Here is an 18,305-nt window from a genome sequence, read left to right on the forward strand (position 1 = left end):
ATCAAGGATTGCGCTCATGATTAAAAAAGCAAGTTTGACCCTGACCGTGCTCGGCGCGCTGATGACGTCATGGGGCGCTCAGGCGCTGGAACCGTTGCGGGTTGCCGTGGACCCGGTGCCCCATGCGCAGATTCTCGCCTACATCCAGAAAATCGATCCGCAGCTCAAGCTCGACATCATCGAAATTCCCAACGGCGTGAACTCCAACGAGTTGCTGGTGCACGGCGATGTCGACGCCAATTATTTCCAGCATCTGCCGTATCTGAAATCCCAGGAACAGGCCCTTGGCGAAAAACTGGCGGTGGCCGCTACGGTGCATATCGAACCGCTGGGCATTTACTCTCGGCGGCATAAAAACTTCGCTGACGTGCCGGAGAAAGGCACGGTCGCCGTTCCCAACAACGTCACCAATCTCAGTCGCGCCCTGTACCTGTTGCAGGACAACGGATTGATCAGGCTCAAGCCCGGTTTCAGCGACCCCGCCGCCGACCAGGCCTCGCCCAAGGACATTGCCGAGAACCCGAAACAGCTGAAAATCCTCGAAATCGAATCGCCGCAACTGCCGCGCTCGCTCGACGATGTTGACCTCGCCGTGATCAACGGCAACTACGCGCTCGACGCCGGGCTGGTGCCGGCCAGGGATGCGCTGAGGTTGGAGAAGGCGGAGCACAATCCCTACGCCAATATTCTGGTGACCACGCCCAGGCTGCAGAACGATCCACGCATCGTGCAACTGGCCAAAGACCTGACCTCGCCGCAGGTCGCCAAATACATCACCGAGCACTTTGCCGGTTCGGTGATTCCAGTGGCGGGCGGCAAGCCATGATCGCCGTCGAGCAGTTGAGCAAAACCTACCCGTCGGCCTCCGCACCGGCGCTGGATCAGGTGTCGCTGAATATCCCAGACGGCGCGGTGTACGGCATTCTCGGACGCAGCGGTGCGGGCAAATCGACGTTGCTGCGCTGCCTCAATCTGCTCGAACGCCCGGACAGCGGGCGGGTTGTGCTGGATGGTGTGGATCTGCTGACGCTGTCCGATAGCGAACTGCGCCAGCAACGCCAGCGCATCGGCATGATATTTCAGGGTTTCAACCTGCTGCATTCGCGCACGGTATTCGACAACATCGCGGTGCCGCTGGAGATCGCCAAGGTCGGCAAACCGTGGCGCCATGTGCGGGTTCGCGAGCTGCTGGAACTGGTCGGCCTGAGCGACAAGGCGCAAGCGTTTCCCTCGCAATTGTCCGGCGGCCAGAAGCAGCGCGTCGGTATCGCCCGCGCCTTGGCAGCGGAGCCGGCCTATCTGCTCTCGGATGAAGCCACCAGCGCCCTCGATCCGCAAACCACCGAGTCGATTCTTCAACTGCTGCGCGACATCAACCGCCAGTTGAGCGTGACCATCGTGCTGATCACCCACGAGCTGGAGGTGGTCAAAGCGATCTGCGACCACGCCGCCTACATGGCCAACGGGCGCATCGTCGAAGCCGGGCCGGTGCCGCGCCTGCTGGCGGATACGCAATCGTCTCTCGGTCAATCGCTACGCCCTGCCTGTGGCTTGCCGCTGGGCCACGATGCGCCCGGGCTGAGCTTTCTCAGGCAATACGGCGTGCGGGCGGCCCAGTCATGAACCGCTCGATCAACTGGGATGAAATCCTTCAATTGCTGCTCACCGCCACGGGCGAAACGGTCTACATGGTCTTGCTCGCCGGGCTGTTCACCTTGCTGATCGGCTTGCCGCTGGGCGTGCTGCTGTTCATCAGCCGTCGCCACGGGTTGATGCCGCTGCCGCGTTTCAATGCGGCGGTGAGCGGTCTGGTCAACCTTGGTCGTTCGTTGCCATTTGTGGTGATGCTGATTGCCTTGATCCCGCTGACCCGGCTGGTGGTCGGCACGACCCTGGGCAGCACCGCGGCCGTGGTGCCGATCACCATCGGTGCCTTTCCGTTTTTTGCACGTATCGTCGAGAACGCGCTGGATGAAGTCGACGGCGGGCGCATCGAAGCCATCCTCGCCATGGGCGGCGATATTCGCGACGTGATTTTCAAAGTGCTGCTGCCCGAAGCGTTGCCGGCCTTGCTCGCCGGCATCACCTTGACGCTGGTGATGCTGATCGGCTTTTCCTCCATGGCCGGGGTGATCGGTGGCGGCGGGCTGGGCGATCTGGCCATTCGTTATGGCTACCAGCGCTTCAAAAACGAGGTGATGGTGGCGACGGTGGTGGTGCTGGTGATTCTGGTCCAGGGCGTGCAAAGCCTCGGTGATCGATGGGTGCGTTCGCTGGCGCATCGGCGATGAGCAAACACAGGAGTGAGCCGGTCGCCATGGTCCGTGAACCGCTGATTCGCCTGCGGGAATTGAGCAAGCGTTTTGGCGCGCAGCGCGCGCTGGATCGAGTCAGCCTCGATATCCATCCCGGCGAAGTGGTCGCCTTGCTCGGTGCCAACGGTGCGGGCAAGTCGACGCTGGTGAAAATACTCGCCGGCAGTCAGCCAGCGGACAGCGGCGAAATCCTCGTCGAGGGTGAACGGCGACAGTTCAGTTCACCGCTGTCGGCGCGGCGTGTCGGCATCGTTGCGGTGCATCAGCAGATCAACGAAGGCATTGCGCCTGGCTTGAGCGTGGCGGAGAACCTGCTGCTCGATGAACTGTGCAGGCCAGAGACGGACTTCTGGCTCAATCGTCAGCGTCTGCTGACCCGCGCCGGGAACATTGCTGCAGGCCTCGGGCTGACATTGCCGCTGGAGCAACCCGTCGAGCAACTCGGCCAGGCGGAACGGCAACTCGTAGTGTTGGCGCGGGCCTTTGCGTTACAGCCGCGCCTGCTGATTCTCGATGAACCGACGGCGGCGTTGTCGGATGCAGAAGCGCAGCGATTGTTCGGGTTGATCGACACCTTGCGTAGTCGAGGCGTGGCGATCGTGTACATCTCCCATCGTCTTTCAGACCTGCAGCGGGTCGCCGATCGCGCCATTGTCTTGCGTGATGGGCGAATGGCCGGTGAGTTCACTGCGCAGCAGTTGCCCGCAGCGGTGCACGCCATGCTCGGTCAGGCGCTTGCTGCGCATCGCTACACCCCGCGTCTGCCGGGGCGCGCGGTGCTGGAAGTGCACGGGATGAAAGTCCACCCGCAGTCGCAACCCTTCGATCTGACCCTGCGCGAAAACGAAGTGGTGGTACTGAGCGGATTGCTGGGTGCCGGTAAAAGCGAGATCGCCGAGGTGTTATTCGGCCTGCGCAAACCGGCTGCGGGCAGGGTCAAGCTCAATGGTGCCGAGTGGCTGCCGCGCTCGCCGCGCGAGGCGATTCGCAGCGGCGTGTTTTACGCAGCCGAAGACCGTGCCAATCAATCGCTGGTGGCGGATTTTTCCTTGCGGCGCACGCTGACCCTGCCATTTCTCGAACGCTTCACTCGCGCCGGTTTCATCCGCAATCGCGCCGAAGCGGCCGCGGTGCAAGCGCAGGTCGCAGCGTTGGGCATCAATACCGTCGGCATCGACGTGCCGATGGCGGCGCTGTCCGGTGGCAACCAGCAGAAAGTCATCCTCGGTCGCTGGCTGATGGGCGAGGGCAGGGTATTGATCCTCGATGAGCCGTTTCAAGGAGTCGACGTGCGCGCTCGCCGCGAGATCGGCCAACTGCTGCGCGACAGCCCCCAGGGCAGGGCGACGCTGGTGATTTGCGCCGATGTCGATGAAGCGCTGGAAATCGCCGATCGCGTCCTGCTCGTGCGTGATCACTCGGTGGTTGCCGAATACTCGCGAGCGGCTCTGGATCGCGCCACCCTGGTCGCCGCATTGGCCGGCTCCGAGATCCGTCAACATTCCCCTCAAACCGCGCCAAGGAGCACCGTCAGTGCCTGATTCACATTCACTGCTCGCGCACGCGCCGGCACCCGCCGAGCGCTTTTTACAAGCACTGATCCGCTATGGCCTGTTGTGGCTGCTCGCGCTGATCGTGGTGGTTTTCAGCGTCGCGGAGCCAGCGTTTCTACGGGTTGGCAATCTGTTCAGCATCCTGCAATCGGTATCGATCGTCGCGCTGCTGGCATTGGGTGTGACGTTGACCATGGCCGTCGGCGGACTGGATCTGTCGATCGGCGCAGTGGCCGCCATGAGTTTGATGATTGCCAGTTACGTCATGGTGGTGCTCGGCTGGGGTGCGCTGCCGGCAGTGCTGATCAGTCTGGCGGGCGGCGCGCTGGTCGGACTGCTCAACGGCTGGCTGATCGTCAGACTGCGGGTGCCGGACATTCTAGCGACGCTGGGCAGCATGTTTCTGGTGATCGGCGTGCAACTGATTCCCACTGGGGGGCGTTCTATTGCCGTGGGCATGACGCTTCCCAACGGTGCGGAAGCCGAGGGCAGCTTCAGTGCCGGGTTTCTCGCCTTGGGACGCGGACGTTTGTGGGAGGTGGTGCCGATTCCGGTGTTGATCAGCGCGCTGGTCGCACTGGCCGTCTGGCTGTTTCTCGAGCGCACGCGCATCGGTCGGCTGTTCTACGCCATCGGCGGCAACGAGCAGGCGGCGCGACTGGCGGGGGCGCCGGTGCAGCAGTTCAAACTGCTGGCGTACGTGCTCTCGGCGTTGCTGGCTGCGCTTGGCGGTCTGTTACTCGCGGCGCGGCTCGGGCGTGGCGATGTCAGCTCAGGCAATGGCCTGGTGCTCGATGCGCTGGGCGCCGCATTGATTGGTTTTGCCGTGCTCGGCGCGAAGAAGCCGAACGCTTTTGGCACCCTGGTCGGTGCGCTGCTGGTGGCCTCGCTGCTGAATGGCCTGACCATGCTCAACGCGCCGTATTACGCGCAGGATTTCGTCAAGGGCCTGGTGCTGGTGCTGGCCCTGATGTTCACTTTCGGCCTCGCGCATCGGGTGCGATGAGCCGCTTTCAGCCAAGGAAGTTGTATGCACGGTTCAATCACCCCATTCGTCCGCCGTTGCTTTGCCGTCGCTGTGTTTTCGGCGGTGACATTGAGCGCACAGGCCAAAGCCCTGCCCGGCGCACCGGCGCCGTTCGACCAGGGCCAGGTGCAGATCGCGCTGGTGGGTTATCTGTTTTCCGGGGATTTTCCTGAGGCCTATCTGCGTGGAGTGGAGCAGCAGAGCGCAGCGCTGGGCGCCAGTCTGCGGGTGTTCGATGCGCGGCAGCAGGCGGCGAGTCAGGGCGAGATGATCGATCAGGCGACGGAACTGGGCGTCGACGGGATCATCGTCCAGCTCGGGTTGGCGGAGACCCTCAAGGCACCCATCGAGCGAGCCATTGCCAAGGGCATCAAGGTTGTTGCGTTCGATGTCGACCTGGACACACCGCAGGTGACTCAAGTCGAACAGGATCACCATGCACTGGCACGCCTGGCGCTGGATCAGGCGGTCAAGGACAACGGCACGCGCTTCGACGCCGGTTATGTCTACATCAGCGGCTTTACACCGATGGAGCGGCGCGACGAGATCTGGAGTCAGGTCAAAAAAGCCAATCCGGGCATCGTGGAAAAGGCCCGGTTCGGTACGTTGAATCCGCCGATTGCCAATTCCGTGGCGGATCAGGCCAGCGCCGTACTGCGCGCCAATCCAGACATCAGCGTGATCTTTGCGCCGTTCGACGAGTTCGCCAAGGGCGCGAAAATCGCCGTCGATGAAGCCGGGCTGGCCAGTCGAGTGAAGATCTACAGTGCCGACATTTCCACTGCCGACATCCAGATCATGAAAGAACCGGGCAGCGCCTGGGCGGCGACGGCAGCGGTCAATCCGCAGGTCGCCGGGGCGATCAGCGTACGCAGCCTGGCGATGCTGATCGCCGGTGAGGATCCGGGTCACCAGGTACTTGTGCCTCCGACGTTGATCACCCGCCAGCAGTTGCTGGATCTCGACGTGAAAAATGTCCGTGATCTGGCGCAGAAGCTCCCGGCGTTCGGCGATACCGCGAATGTGGCGCGGGCGTCGTGGATTCCGGTCGCGAATTAGAACATCGCCGCGACATTGTTCTGGTGGCAGCGAGCCTGCTCGCTCCCACAGGGATGGGTGACCTTCGGACAAGGAGTGAAGATGCACACTAAGGCTTCACGCTTACGCAAAAGCCGTTCTCCGAAAGTGGATCCGGCGTCCGGCAATCGCCTGCCGCCGGGGCAGGTGCTGACGGAGCGCTTTCCGATTCTGCATGAAGGTGCGGTACCCGAATACGATACGGGCGACTGGTCGCTACGTCTGTTCGGCACGCTCGACCGGCCAATCGAGTTGGGTTATGCCGATTTGCAGGCGCTGCCGCAACGGGTCTTGCGCTGCGATATCCATTGCGTGACGCGTTGGTCGAAGTTCGATACCGAGTGGGGCGGGGTACACCTGCAGGATTTGTTGCAGACTTTCGATATCCAGCCGACGTCGTCGTATGTCATGGCCCATGCCGACCCCGATTACCAGACCAACTTGTTACTGGACGATTTATTGCAACCGCAAAGTTTGCTGGCCACCCATTACGCCGGCCAACCGCTGACTGCGCAACATGGCTGGCCACTGCGGCTGGTAATAGCGGGACGATACTTCTGGAAAAGCGCGAAATGGTTGCGCGGCCTTGAATTTGTAGCGCAGGAACAACCGGGTTTTTGGGAACAAAACGGCTTTCATTTACATGCTGACCCGTTTGCCGAACAGCGTTTCAGTGGTGAAGAACTGGATATCGCCGAAGATGCCTGGCTGGAAAAGGAGTTCGATTAAGCATTATCGAACACAGATCGACATGTGGGACTTCGCCAGCCGGGGATAGGGTTATATCTGTCGACATCATTGTCCGATGCTAGACCGCTATCGCGAGCAGGCTCACTCCTACACGGACATCTGCAATCAGAGACTGGTGTTTAGATAATTAACCGATGTAATAAAACCCAAACTACAGCAGCCATTACTACGCATTCATTGCCGTCCTTTTAGTGTCGGCAAACGGCCAGGTATTAACTGCAATTCAAGGAGCTGATACATGCATTACCGTTCCCGTTCATTACTGGCCGCTGCTGTTGTGACAGCGATCTGGCAACTTCCTGCTCAAGCTGAAGAGACTTCTGCCGAAGATGAATCCCGCCTCGGAACCGTGCTGGTCACCGGTACCCGCGGTACATCGCGTACGGTGCTGGATTCGCCGGTGCCGGTGGACGTGCTGACCGCCGAAGATCTCAAGTCCGCCGGCGCTGCGGGCGGTGAACTGGGGGCGGCATTGCAGACGCTGCTGCCGTCCTTCAGCCTGCCGCGTCAGTCCAACTCGGGCGGTGCTGACCACGTGCGCGCCGCGCAACTGCGAGGCATGAGCCCCGATCAGGTGCTTGTGCTGGTCAACGGCAAGCGTCGGCATACCTCGGCGGTGGTCAACGATTCGTCGAAAATCGGTCGTGGTACTGCGCCAGTGGATTTCAACTCGATTCCGCTGAGCGCGATCAAGCGCATCGAGGTACTGCGTGACGGTGCCGGTGCGCAGTACGGCTCCGATGCGATCGCCGGGGTGATCAACATCATCCTCGACGACGCCCCCGAAGGCGGCGAAGTCTCGACCAGTTACGGCGCTTATCACACCCGTCAGGACGCGATCGACAAGACCACCACCGACGGCCAGAACAGCGTGACCACGGCCAAGATCGGCACACGCCTGGGCGAGGAGGGCGGTTTCATTCGCGGCGGCACGGAATACAAGAATCGCAACCCGACCAACCGGGCCGGCTTCGATGGCTTCGCCGATACCCCGGGCCAGCGCAACTATGTGATGGGCGACGGCCTCGCGCGCGACGTCAACGCCTGGTTCAACGGAGAACTGCCGCTGGCCGCTGGCAAGCTCTACAGCTTCGGTACCTACAACCAGCGCCACACCACGGGCGCCGCGTTCTATCGCTATCCGTACGAGCAACCGCAGTTCTACCCCAATGGTTACCTGCCGCAGTCGTTGGGCGACAACAAGGACATCTCTGCCACCGCCGGCTTCAAGGGCTTGATCGGGGAAGAATGGGACTTCGACAGCAGTGTCACCCATGGCCGCAACCGCTTCGAAGGCTCGACCCGGCGCACCCTCAACGTCAGCCTTGGCGAGGACTCGCCGACCAGGTTCGATACCGGCGACTACGAACTGCGCCAGACTACTGGCAACCTCGATTTCAGCCGTGAGTTGCGTCTTGGCGAGCGCTCGTTCGTCTTGGCAGTCGGTGGCGAATACCGCTACGAAAACTACCTGACCTACGCGGGTGATGCAGCATCCTATGTCGGTGCCGGCGCGGATGGTGCCAACGGTCTGCGCCCGAGCGAAGAGTCGGATCTGGATCGCAACGTGTTCGGCACCTATGCCGAATTGTCCGGCGATCTCACCGAGCGCTTCTTCATCGACGCTGCCACACGCTGGGAACATTACGATGACGCCGGCAGCAAATTGACCGGCAAGCTCAGTGGCCGCTACAAACTGACGCAACAGTGGGCCTTGCGTGGCGCAGTGTCGAACAACTTCCGCGCACCTTCGCTGGCGCAAAGTGGCTTCCAGCACACCACCAGCAACTTCGGCGATGGCGGTACGCTGACGGACATCCGCGTGCTCTCGGTCAACGACCCGATCGCCCGCGCCCTCGGCGCAGAAAAGCTTGATCCGGAAACCTCGAAGAACTTCAGCCTCGGTCTGACTTTCCAGTTGAACGAACGTTTCGACGCGTCGCTGGACGTGTTCCGCATCGACGTCAAAGACCGCATCACCCTGTCGCAGCGGATCGGCAATGATGCTCTGGAAAGTTACATCGACGACAACTTTGGCGTGGCCGGCGTCCACGACGTCAACTTCTTCACCAACGCCGCCGACACTCGCACCGATGGCGCCGAACTGGTGCTCAACTATCACCAGCCGTTGTATGAAGGGCAACTCGGCCTGACCACCGCGTATACCTACAACCACACCAAAGTCACCAGCACCAAGGGCACGCCGTCGCAACTGACCGCACTGGGCATCGGCAATGATGCTCTGGTTGGCGTCGAGGAGACCAACACCCTGACCGATGCCGCGCCGAAGGATCGCGTCGTGTTTTCCGCCAACTGGACAAGCGAACACTGGGGCCTGCTCGGACGCCTGACCCGCCAGGGCGAGACCACCCGCGTGTTCGATTTCGGTGATTCGCAACCCGAGCAGACTTACGGCGCGGTGTGGCAGCTGGATGCGGAGGTGGCATACAAATTCACCCCGACATTCAACCTCGCTGTGGGCGGCAACAACCTCACCGATAACTACCCTGAGCGCTCGGGCTCAGCGATCAATTATGGCGGCAACCTGCCGTACGACGTGCTGTCACCCATCGGTACCAACGGCGCGTATTACTACGCCCGGGTTACTTATGGTTTCTGATGCCGCCGGTTTGGGGCTCCAGCCTGAAATCGGCGTCAAACCCCGCCCCTCACCCCAGCCCTCTCCCAAAGGGAGAGGGGGCCGACCGAGGTTTCTTGCGTCATCCATCGACCTGAAAGACCCGGTCGATTGTGGATTCACTGAAGTCTTTTCAGGTCGGTGCAGATGCTGAATATCCCCCAATCAGTCCCCTCTCCCTCTGGGAGAGGGCTAGGGTGAGGGGCGTTTCAGAACGACACCTGTGCCGGTTGCGACAGCCGCAGTACCGACAAATCGCCAGTGATCCGCTTGTACGCCAACCTGATGGCTTCGATGTCACTCGAACGCTTTGCGCTGTTCTCATGCAGGATCACGATCACCTTGGTGCTCAAGCGCTCTGGTTCCTTCGCGCCCTTGTCGCGCCATTGCCCGTATGCATCGAACACGCTGAAGCCATCAGGGAAGCGCGGCGTGACTTGCTGATCGAGAAACTCGCGCCAGCGCGCGGGGCTGACAGCGCCTTCCTGGCCATCCAGCGAACCGACGGAAAAGTACAGTTCAGTGCGAATCCACTGGGCCTGCGCCGGCCGTGAGGCATCGCCTTGCAGGGTCGAACTGGCGGGATCGAACGTGTGGACGGACGCAGGAGGAGGGCTGGCGCAACCGGCGACCGTGAGCAAAAGCGTCGCCATTAACAGACGTCGAGGCATGAAGCATCCTTATCGAAAGTGGGGTAAGCCGCTGGAGTATAAGGTTGCGGCCCAAGCGCCAATAAAGACCGAAAAAGCAGCTTGATAGGTGCGTGGGGAATAACCCGATCACGGCGGCGCCGGCGGCTTCGCCAGCGCAATGCCCGCGGCGCCCAGGCGCTTGAGCACTTCGAACAACAGATCACTTTTGGTCAGCCCGACGATCCTCGGACTGCCGACATAACCGGTGACCGTGAGCGTTATGCCGTCCGGCGACAACTTGCTGAAGCGCACGAACGGTGCCGGTTTATCGAGGATGGTTTCATTTTCGTGATAAGCGTCGAGCAGCAGCTGTTTGACCTCCTCAGGATCGATATCCAGTGGAAACATCAGCTCCAGCGACGCCACGCCCTGAGCACTGCCGCCGAGGGTGACGTTGCGCAGGTTCTGCGAGATCAACTGCGAGTTGGGCACGATCACGATTGAGCGGTCGCTGAGCTGGATTTCCGTGGCGCGCACGTTGATCCGGCGGATGTCGCCCTCCACGCCACTGATGCTGATCAAGTCGCCGACCTTGACCGGGCGCTCGGTGAGCAGAATCAGGCCGGACACGAAGTTCTTGACGATCTCCTGCAGGCCGAAGCCAATGCCCACCGATAGCGCACTGACGATCCAGGCGAGGTTGGTCCACTGCACGCCCAACGACGACAGCGTCAGCAGAATCACAAAGGCGTAGCCGATATTGGAAAACAGCGTGCTCAGCGACGCGCACATCCCGGGGTCCATGTCGGTCTTGGGCAGGAACTCTTCGTCGAGCCAGCGGCTCAATGCGCGGATCAGCCAGATGCCGATCATCAGCGCCAGCAGCGCGTTGAGCAGATGCCCCGGGACGATGTTCAGCTTGCGCAAACCGGCGCCACCAAGGATCGACATGATATTGGTCAGCAACTGGCCCAGCGTGGTGCCGATGCCGCCGACGAACAACGAAATCAGCGCCATCAACATCAGTCCCGCGCGGCTGAAACCGGACAGCAGAATGGAAATCTGATCCAGACGCCGATCACTGATGCCGAGCAACTGCTTGAGCGCCTTGCCGCTGGCGTGTTTCGGTGAAAACAGGTGCTCGCAGGCGTCCTTGACCAACTGAATCAGCAGGTAGAAGCCCGACAGCACGATGTAGCTCCACACCAGTTCATAACTGATGAAGCGCGCCAGCGACACGTAACCGGCAAGCAGTGCAATGGCCGTGACAAACATCGAAACGCTGGCGACGCTGTAGATCAGCCCGGCGAACACGCTGTTTGTCGCCGAGGCGTCATTGGCCGCGACCAGTGCCTTGCGCACTTTGCCGACGCGCAACAGCAGGGTGCCGATGATCGCCAGCACCACGATTGAAATCACGCCGCGCCCGGCCATGACGATCTGGCTGCTCATGCCCGTGGCGTTGCCGACCTGCACCAGCGTCACCAATACCAGTAAGGAGCAGGCGAGAATTCGCGGATAAGGCCTGAGGGCCAGCGCCACCGGATCGGCAATGCCCGGCAGGCGCCACGACGGATGCTCGGTCGACAGTAACGCCCGGCTGAGCCCGGTGATCAGCACGCAGGCATACACGACTTTTTCGAACTCTTCGGAGAAGGTTTCCAGCACCGGCGGCAGGGCGTCGTGGCGGGTGCAGGCGTAGAACAGCAATTTCAGGGCGATGGCGGTGGTGATGAAGGTCGCGGCGGCCGAAGCAAACGCGAGGGCACTGCGGCGCAAGCGCCCCTCCGCTACACGATGAATGCAAAACCAGGTCAGCCCGCGCTCAGCCAGACGCCGGCCGAACGTCCACACCAGCAGCGCCAACAGCACCAGCGCGCAGGTGTAAAAACGCTCGCCCGGCGCCCAGACCGTGGCCCAGACGTCACCTACCTGTGTAACGAACAGGCGCAGCCGCTGGCGGTCATCCTCGCTCGGATTGACCAGCGGCGCCCAGAAATGCGGACTCAGTACGCTGCGGGTACTCAGAGTCAGTTCGCTTTCCAGCAATGTGCGGCGGATGCCGGCAATCTGCGTGATCAGATCGGCGGCGTTCTGTTTCAGTGCCGCGAGGCTTTTCAGGGTGCCGTCGACCTTGCTTTTCTGCTCCGCCAGCGCGGCCCGCTGCGCGACGATATCGGCTTGCTCGGCGGCCACCTCGGCGTCTGGCGCCGTGCCCAGAACGCCCAGTTGCACCGCCAGTTGCGCCTGTTGCGGCAACAGCGCAGCCGACAACCGATCAACATCGAGAATGAACGCCTGGACCCGATCCTGCGGGCCTTCGAGCTGGTTGTAATTGTTCGCCGCCGAAATCTGCTGCTTGAGCCCGTCGAGCCGTTGTTGCAAGGCTTGCAGATCACTTTGCGAAATCACCGGCAGCGGCGCCGCGCTTGATTGGGCCGGCGTCGGCAGGTCTGCCGCCCACAGCGAAGCACTGGCCGGAATCAGCAGCAGGAACAAGGCCAAAAACAACGACTTGAATGAACAGCGCATGACGGCGGCGGGCTCGAGTGGATCACACAGTCTATGAGGGTAGGTGATCGCGCCGAATGGGGCGGAAAACTTTCTCGGCGTGGACCATCTGCACACGCGTCAATTCCAGCGGAATGATCAGCGCAGCGTACGGTCAACCGGCAATAAAAGCTTCGAGAGCACGCCATGTCCATCGCCAACGATACGATTGAATACCTGCGCCAACATTCATTGATCATCACCACCGCCGAGTCCTGTACGGCGGGGGAAATCGTCATGCTGTTGTCGGCAGTGCCCGGCAGCGGCGAGCTGATCGAGTGCGGCTACGTGGTCTATTCGCCGCAGGCCAAGCAGCGCCTGCTGCACGTCCGCCCGGCGACCATGGAGACCTTCAACCTGACCAGCGTGGAAGTCGCCAGTGAAATGGCCATCGGTGCGCTGCGCGACAGCACCGCCAACGTCGCGGTCGCCACCACCGGCATTCTTGGCCCCGACGATATGGATGGGATCAAGGCCGGTACGGTGTGTTTCGCCTGGGCATTTCAGTTCGATGACCGGCATTTTCTGTTCAGTACGCAGCAATGGTTTCCCGGATCGCGCTGCGAAGTGCAGACCCGCGCCTCGGAATTCGCCTTGCAGCAATTGCCTGATTTCCACCGTCGCGCCTTGCGCGGTGAAGGAGGGTGGAGTCAATGAAGGATGATGCTGATCACCCCGATCTGCGCAGCAGGCAGTTCCCGGTACAGGAAGACATGGCATATCAGTTGAAGGTTTGGCGCTTCGAACACATCGGTTGGTATCTGCTGGTGGTGTGCATGCTGCTCGGCCTGTTGGGGCTGTTTTCCCGTGGCGTGCTCAGTTCCCGGGATGCCCGCAGCGATGACGGCAAAGTCCAGATCGAGTACGAAATGTTCCACCGCAACGGCTCGACCAACCCGCTGAAGCTCAGCGTGCACACCACGCCGGAGGCCACCGTCGAACTGGACATCGGCGGTGAGATGCTCGACGGCTTCAGCATTGAGACGATGCAGCCGGCGCCCGTGCGAATGCGCAGTTCAGCGCAAGGCATGCGCCTGTGGTTGCAGGCGGATGCGCAGGGCCAGGCGACGCTTTATCTGACCCTGCGCGGCGACGGACTCGGCCTGTATCGCAGTGATATCAAAGCGACGGGCTCGAACGATGTGCAGCTCACTCAATTCATATTTCCGTAGGTGACCCATGGATTCGGTCTTGCGCGCACTCGCGATGTATCTGGCACTGATGGTGCTGTTCAAAATTGCCGGCCGCCGTTCGCTGGCCGAGCTGACCACTTTCGATTTCGTCTTGCTGATGATCATCGGTGAAGCCACTCAGCAAGCGCTGCTGGGCGATGATTTCTCCCTGACCAATGCGTTTCTGGTGATCATCACACTGATCGCCATCGACGTCGGGTTTTCCCTGCTCAAACAGCGTTCCAGCTGGATCTCGCGCCTGATCGATGGCGAGCCGACGATCATCGTCGAGAACGGCAAGCTGTTGCATCGGCGTCTGCGCCATGCGCGGTTGGTCGAGGCGGATGTCATGGAGGCGGCCCGTTCGAGTCAGGGCATTGAAACCATCGAGCAGATCAAATTCGCGATCATTGAGCGCAACGGCAAGATTTCCGTGATCCGCCAGGATCCGGAAGGCGGCTGAGCCTTTGGCACCATGCGGTCGCAATTTTTTTGAACGCTCAAAAGGCCTCGCAGCCCAATGCTTACCAGTCATTGGAGGATCGCGAAATGAACGAGGCAGCGAGTTATTTTTCCATCGCCGTGGCGGTGATCATTCTGCTGGTTGACCTGTGGGCGATCGTCAGCGTGTTTCGCAGCAACAAAAGCGTCGGCGTCAAAGCCGCCTGGGCGATCGGCTTGATCGTGTTCCCGGTGTTCGGCCTGATCGTGTGGGGCATCGCCGGCCCGCGCGGCATCAAGGAAGGGCCTTCGTCGCCGGAGCACAGCAAGGGCTGATATTTGATGCAACCTGACCACTGCTTTTAAGGAGATCGTCATGAAAAAAATCTGTGTATGCCTTGGCTTCTGCTCAATGTTCCTATTGCACGGCTGCTTCGATTCGAACAAAGCCACCAGCAAGGACGAAGACAACAGCAAGGCCTCCGTGCAAATGGAGCAGAAGAAGGCGGATTAACCCGAATAACACGACACACGCGAGCGAGCTTGCTCGCGAAGGCAGTCCATGGTGGACCGCCTCCTTACACGCCGGTGTCAGGCCCCTACGGTTTCGATGGGGGCCTGCCCTCTGGCGAAACGCGTGGCTGAAGTCTGAAGCAGCAGCCCCACGGATAGACACACCAACGCGAAGGGCAACAGCCAGGCATTTTCGATAATCGCCAGTTGCAGCGTCAGTATCAGGAACAGCACGGGCGTCGCCAGCGCATTGGCCTTGCTGACGTAGAGTCCGACGGCGGCTTCACTGTATCGGCAGGCAATCGCAGCACGGATGTGTACACGCGCGCCACCGAACGCCATGCCAAGAATCAACAGGCTCAGTGCTTTGAGTACGAGGGTGTCGGGCATCAGCACCCACATTGCGGTGGCGATCAGTGCCAGCGCGATCAGGGCAAACAGATACGCCAGCAGATTGCGCCCGGTGTTGGCAACGATCACCAGCACCCCGATCAGCGCCATGCCCAGGCCAAACACCGCGTCGAGTACGCCGAGCTCCAATAATGACCAGCCATGGTTGGATACATAAACCGGCAGCATGAAGTTGAACGCCCCGAGGATGGGCCAGATCAGCAGCATCGGCACAAACAGGGTCAGCGGCAGCGGCGCCGGAACTGCTCGCGTGCTGGCAGGCTCGATGACGGTCGGCACACTGTCACGGGTATGGCAGATGCCGGCAACCAGGAGGAAGCCGCCGCTGAGCACCAGAGCAAAACCGATACCGCTCAAAATAGGCATCAGCCCCGCCGCGAGCAGCGGGCCGATCATCAATGCGGCCTGGCTGGTGGCGGTAGTGGCGCCACTGATGCGGCGCACGCTGACTTCGTTCATCCCCCGTTGCAGCTGGGTAAACCACATGTCCAGGCTGGCCTCCAGTGACATCACCATCAACCAGACGAAGAGGTTGGTGATCAGCAGCCCGACGGTGTAGTTCCTCGAAAGTCCGGAGATCATGGCAAGACCGGCCAGGCACAGAATGAACAAGCTGCTCATCTGCCGGCCATTCATCTTGCGCGACAGGCGTTTGATCATCATCGGGGTGATGAAAGCGGGTATGAACGAGCAGAAGATCGCCAGTGCCAACGGCAGGTAATCGTCGTTGCTCTGTTTGAGAATGGTCCAGGTCAGCGACACCAGCAATGCCCCGGAAAACAGCCGGTAGACCGTCGAGCAGAACAGGAAAATCGCCAGTTCTCCGGGAGTCTCGTTGTTTTTATTCATGTCATTGTTCCTGCCCATGGAAAGGCGCGCTTCAATCATTCGAATAGCCGAGGTCAGCCTCAGCCCGCGCAGAAAACGCTGGCTGGAGGCTGACTTCGGTCCAGGCCGGTTCAGGCGAAAGTGCGCATGACCCTGAGGGTTTGCTCGATGTCCTGCGGGGTGTTGATGATCCCGGCGGAGAATCGAACCGTGGAGTGCCGATACGGTGTGGCACTGGCGATGATGTTCTGCGTTTTCAACTTCGCCACCACATCCTTCGGCGTCCAGCCCTGGACATCGCAACAGACGATGCCGGCGGAGAACTCGGCGGAGCAGGGCGTGTGCAGGTGCACGTTGGGCAGCTTCGCCAGGCCTTCTTTCAATTGTCCGTTGAGCTCGGCTACACGATCGGCGATGCGCTTGCGGCCGATTTTCTTGATGAAGTCGAAGGCTTCGATCACACCCCACTGGTTTTCAAATGCGAGGAAGCCGCCGGGACTGACCCAGGCTGCTTGCGTTTGCCCTTGCGGGTCGCGCTCCTGGCGCCAGGCGTTGGCGGGCTCGGCAGCCATGATGGTCGGTATGGTCGGAATCACCTGTGGCCACTGACCCTCGCGAGCCCAGACCAGCCCGGTGCCATGAGGGCCAAGAATCCATTTGTGTGTTCCGGCGCTGAAAAAGTCGCAACCCAGGCTGGCGACTTGCGCCTCGGAACAGCCGAAGCCGTGCACACCATCGATCACATAGATGATCCGGTCAGCCTCTGAGCGGTCCCCGTTGAGCCGCGTGACCAACGCGCCGATGTCCTTGACCGGCAAGCGCACGCCTGTGCCGGAATGCACCCAGGTCATGGCGAGGATGCGGGTCGATGGCCGGATGGCGGCTTCGATGCGCGAGACAATGGCATCGGTACTGACATCCTCCGGACCCTGGTAGAGGTCGATGCGGCGGATGCTGCCGCCCCACTTGAGCACCGCCAGGCGCATGGCCTCGTCGTGGGTATACCATTCGTGATGGGTGGTGAGGATTTCCTGCTCCGGTGTCAGTTTGAGGCCGTTGTAGACCATCGCCAGACCCTGCGTGGTGCTGGTGGTCAGGGCGATGTCTTCGGCTCGGCCACCGGTATAGTCGGCCGCAGCGGCGCAGACTTTGCGCCAGACCATGTCTTCGGGCCTGGCAAACATGTTGTCCTCGAGATAAGTGTAGGGATTTTCATCGAATGCCTGACGGTGACGGGCCATCGCCTCGCGCACGGGTCTGGGATTGGATGCCAGAAAAAAGTTGGAAATGTGCACGAACTGCGGCGACAGATTGAACTGCGCACGCACCGATGCCCAGTCGCCCGGATCGAATGTCGCCGCGGTTTCATCCTGCGCGGGCTCTTGCCCCGCCTGTGCACTGGCAAACCCTGCAATCATGCTGCCTCCAATCAGGGTCGCTCCTACAGTGGCGCCCATGAAATCACGTCTTCCCAGACCCATACCGATTCCCTGTCGATTCATAGTGAAGTGCGCGCAGGGCGCGCGAACATAGCATTGAAAATCCGCTGACCATAGAGGCCGACCGCCAGACCGACCACGATCAGTACCACCGCCAGCACTTTGTTCAGTGGCACGCTTTCGTTGAACACCACGACCGAGCCGAGCATGCCGAAAATCGGCACCAGCAACGACAGCGGAGCGACGGTCGAAACCGGATAGGTCTTGAGTAACGAGTTCCAGATCCAGTACGCGAACAAGGTATTGGGGTAGACCTGGAAAAGGATCGACAAGACCGCCATGGTATCGATCTGGTTGACCAGTGTGGTGTAACCGACGCTACCGTTGACGGCGTAATCCAGCGCAAACAGCGGGATCGGTGCGAAAGCGCTCGACCAGACCAGAAAACCGAAGACATCACGGGTGCTGGCTTTCTTGTTGATGATGTTGGCAACGCTCCACGACGCCGCACCCACCAGGACCAGCAATACCCCGGAAAGGCTTACCGATCCGTCGCTGATGCTGATGATGCACAGCAGGCCGGCCAGCGCGATCAACATTCCCAGAACCTGAAAGCGGGTCAGGGCTTCCTTGAACACCCAGCCACCGAGGAGGATGGTGAAGAATGCGCTGAACTGCAGCACCAGCGAAGCGATGCCCGCAGACAGCCCCGCCTTGATGCCCAGGTTGACCACGCCCCACAGTCCGATGCCGAACACCAGGCCGTAGCCGATGATGTAGCGCCACGGGACATCGGGTTTGCGAATGAAAAAGATCGCCGGCAAGGCGCACAGGCTGAAGCGGATACCCGCCAGAATGAACGGATCTACCGTCGCCAGCCCCAGTTTTATCACCGAGAAATTCACACCCCAGATCGCCGTTATCAATACAGCCAACACTACGTGCAGTGGTTTCATGGT

18 protein-coding genes are annotated in these 18,305 nt (G+C 60.9%); 13 read left to right on the plus strand and 5 right to left on the minus strand.

The window, feature by feature from the left end; all coding sequences use genetic code 11:
• Window positions 1-16 precede the first annotated feature (16 nt).
• The 8 genes from LIS66_RS10990 (at window position 17) to LIS66_RS11025 (ending at window position 9,342) form a co-directional block, all read left to right on the plus strand.
• Window positions 17-826, plus strand: coding sequence for a MetQ/NlpA family ABC transporter substrate-binding protein (locus LIS66_RS10990; RefSeq protein WP_227974243.1), 810 nt, complete (start codon window positions 17-19; stop codon window positions 824-826).
• Window positions 823-1,623 (plus strand): methionine ABC transporter ATP-binding protein, encoded by an 801-nt coding sequence (locus LIS66_RS10995; protein ID WP_227974244.1) that lies wholly within the window; start codon window positions 823-825, stop codon window positions 1,621-1,623. Before LIS66_RS10990 ends, LIS66_RS10995 begins: the two co-directional genes overlap by 4 nt.
• The gene (locus tag LIS66_RS11000; RefSeq protein ID WP_227974245.1) at window positions 1,620-2,291 is read left to right on the plus strand and encodes a methionine ABC transporter permease; all 672 of its coding nucleotides are present in this window, start codon (window positions 1,620-1,622) and stop codon (window positions 2,289-2,291) included. The genes LIS66_RS10995 and LIS66_RS11000 overlap by 4 nt, the downstream gene beginning before the upstream one ends.
• Entirely contained in the window at window positions 2,288-3,856 is a 1,569-nt protein-coding gene (locus LIS66_RS11005; protein WP_416220750.1) for a sugar ABC transporter ATP-binding protein, read from the plus strand. The genes LIS66_RS11000 and LIS66_RS11005 overlap by 4 nt, the downstream gene beginning before the upstream one ends.
• Window positions 3,849-4,874, plus strand: coding sequence for an ABC transporter permease (locus tag LIS66_RS11010; RefSeq protein WP_227974246.1), 1,026 nt, complete (start codon window positions 3,849-3,851; stop codon window positions 4,872-4,874). The genes LIS66_RS11005 and LIS66_RS11010 overlap by 8 nt, the downstream gene beginning before the upstream one ends.
• A gap of 24 nt (window positions 4,875-4,898) precedes the next feature.
• Window positions 4,899-5,954 (plus strand): substrate-binding domain-containing protein, encoded by a 1,056-nt coding sequence (locus LIS66_RS11015; protein WP_227974247.1) that lies wholly within the window; start codon window positions 4,899-4,901, stop codon window positions 5,952-5,954.
• An 81-nt stretch (window positions 5,955-6,035) separates the two neighbouring features.
• On the plus strand, window positions 6,036-6,701 hold the full coding sequence (locus LIS66_RS11020) for a sulfite oxidase-like oxidoreductase (RefSeq protein ID WP_227974248.1): 666 nt from the start codon (window positions 6,036-6,038) through the stop codon (window positions 6,699-6,701).
• Window positions 6,702-6,960: 259 nt separating this feature from the next.
• Window positions 6,961-9,342: a TonB-dependent receptor plug domain-containing protein gene (locus LIS66_RS11025; RefSeq protein ID WP_064361955.1), complete on the plus strand. Its 2,382-nt coding sequence runs from the start codon at window positions 6,961-6,963 to the stop codon at window positions 9,340-9,342.
• Window positions 9,343-9,569: 227 nt separating this feature from the next.
• Here LIS66_RS11025 and LIS66_RS11030 read toward each other — a convergent pair whose 3' ends face one another.
• Together LIS66_RS11030 and LIS66_RS11035 are read right to left on the minus strand one after the other, a co-directional pair.
• On the minus strand, window positions 9,570-10,031 hold the full coding sequence (locus LIS66_RS11030) for a DUF3574 domain-containing protein (RefSeq protein WP_227974249.1): 462 nt from the start codon (window positions 10,029-10,031) through the stop codon (window positions 9,570-9,572).
• Between the two features lie 108 nt (window positions 10,032-10,139).
• Entirely contained in the window at window positions 10,140-12,524 is a 2,385-nt protein-coding gene (locus tag LIS66_RS11035) for a DUF3772 domain-containing protein (RefSeq protein WP_227974250.1), read from the minus strand.
• 165 nt (window positions 12,525-12,689) lie between these two features.
• Here LIS66_RS11035 and LIS66_RS11040 point away from each other — a divergent pair, with 165 nt between their 5' ends.
• From LIS66_RS11040 to LIS66_RS11060, 5 genes are all read left to right on the plus strand, one after another.
• A complete protein-coding gene (locus LIS66_RS11040; protein WP_042609609.1) occupies window positions 12,690-13,199 on the plus strand; it encodes a CinA family protein in 510 nt (169 codons plus the stop codon).
• A complete protein-coding gene (locus LIS66_RS11045; RefSeq protein ID WP_227974251.1) occupies window positions 13,196-13,714 on the plus strand; it encodes a hypothetical protein in 519 nt (172 codons plus the stop codon). The genes LIS66_RS11040 and LIS66_RS11045 overlap by 4 nt, the downstream gene beginning before the upstream one ends.
• Before the next feature lie 7 nt (window positions 13,715-13,721).
• Entirely contained in the window at window positions 13,722-14,177 is a 456-nt protein-coding gene (locus LIS66_RS11050; RefSeq protein ID WP_227974252.1) for a DUF421 domain-containing protein, read from the plus strand.
• Window positions 14,178-14,263: 86 nt separating this feature from the next.
• The gene (locus tag LIS66_RS11055; protein ID WP_227974253.1) at window positions 14,264-14,491 is read left to right on the plus strand and encodes a PLD nuclease N-terminal domain-containing protein; all 228 of its coding nucleotides are present in this window, start codon (window positions 14,264-14,266) and stop codon (window positions 14,489-14,491) included.
• A gap of 40 nt (window positions 14,492-14,531) precedes the next feature.
• A complete protein-coding gene (locus LIS66_RS11060) occupies window positions 14,532-14,669 on the plus strand; it encodes a hypothetical protein (RefSeq protein WP_165839178.1) in 138 nt (45 codons plus the stop codon).
• A gap of 77 nt (window positions 14,670-14,746) precedes the next feature.
• Here the strand turns inward: LIS66_RS11060 and LIS66_RS11065 are convergent, their stop codons facing one another.
• The 3 genes from LIS66_RS11065 to LIS66_RS11075 all read right to left on the minus strand — a co-directional run bounded on the left by LIS66_RS11065 (window position 14,747) and on the right by LIS66_RS11075 (window position 18,302).
• Window positions 14,747-15,928: an MFS transporter gene (locus tag LIS66_RS11065; RefSeq protein ID WP_064361951.1), complete on the minus strand. Its 1,182-nt coding sequence runs from the start codon at window positions 15,926-15,928 to the stop codon at window positions 14,747-14,749.
• A 110-nt stretch (window positions 15,929-16,038) separates the two neighbouring features.
• Complete coding sequence (locus LIS66_RS11070) at window positions 16,039-17,325, minus strand: aminotransferase class V-fold PLP-dependent enzyme (RefSeq protein WP_227974254.1); 1,287 nt, start codon at window positions 17,323-17,325, stop codon at window positions 16,039-16,041.
• 80 nt (window positions 17,326-17,405) lie between these two features.
• Window positions 17,406-18,302, minus strand: coding sequence for an EamA family transporter (locus tag LIS66_RS11075; protein WP_227974255.1), 897 nt, complete (start codon window positions 18,300-18,302; stop codon window positions 17,406-17,408).
• Window positions 18,303-18,305: the final 3 nt, after the last annotated feature.

This window comes from Pseudomonas sp. HN2 (assembly GCF_020736465.1).
Lineage (GTDB): Bacteria > Pseudomonadota > Gammaproteobacteria > Pseudomonadales > Pseudomonadaceae > Aquipseudomonas > Aquipseudomonas moraviensis_A.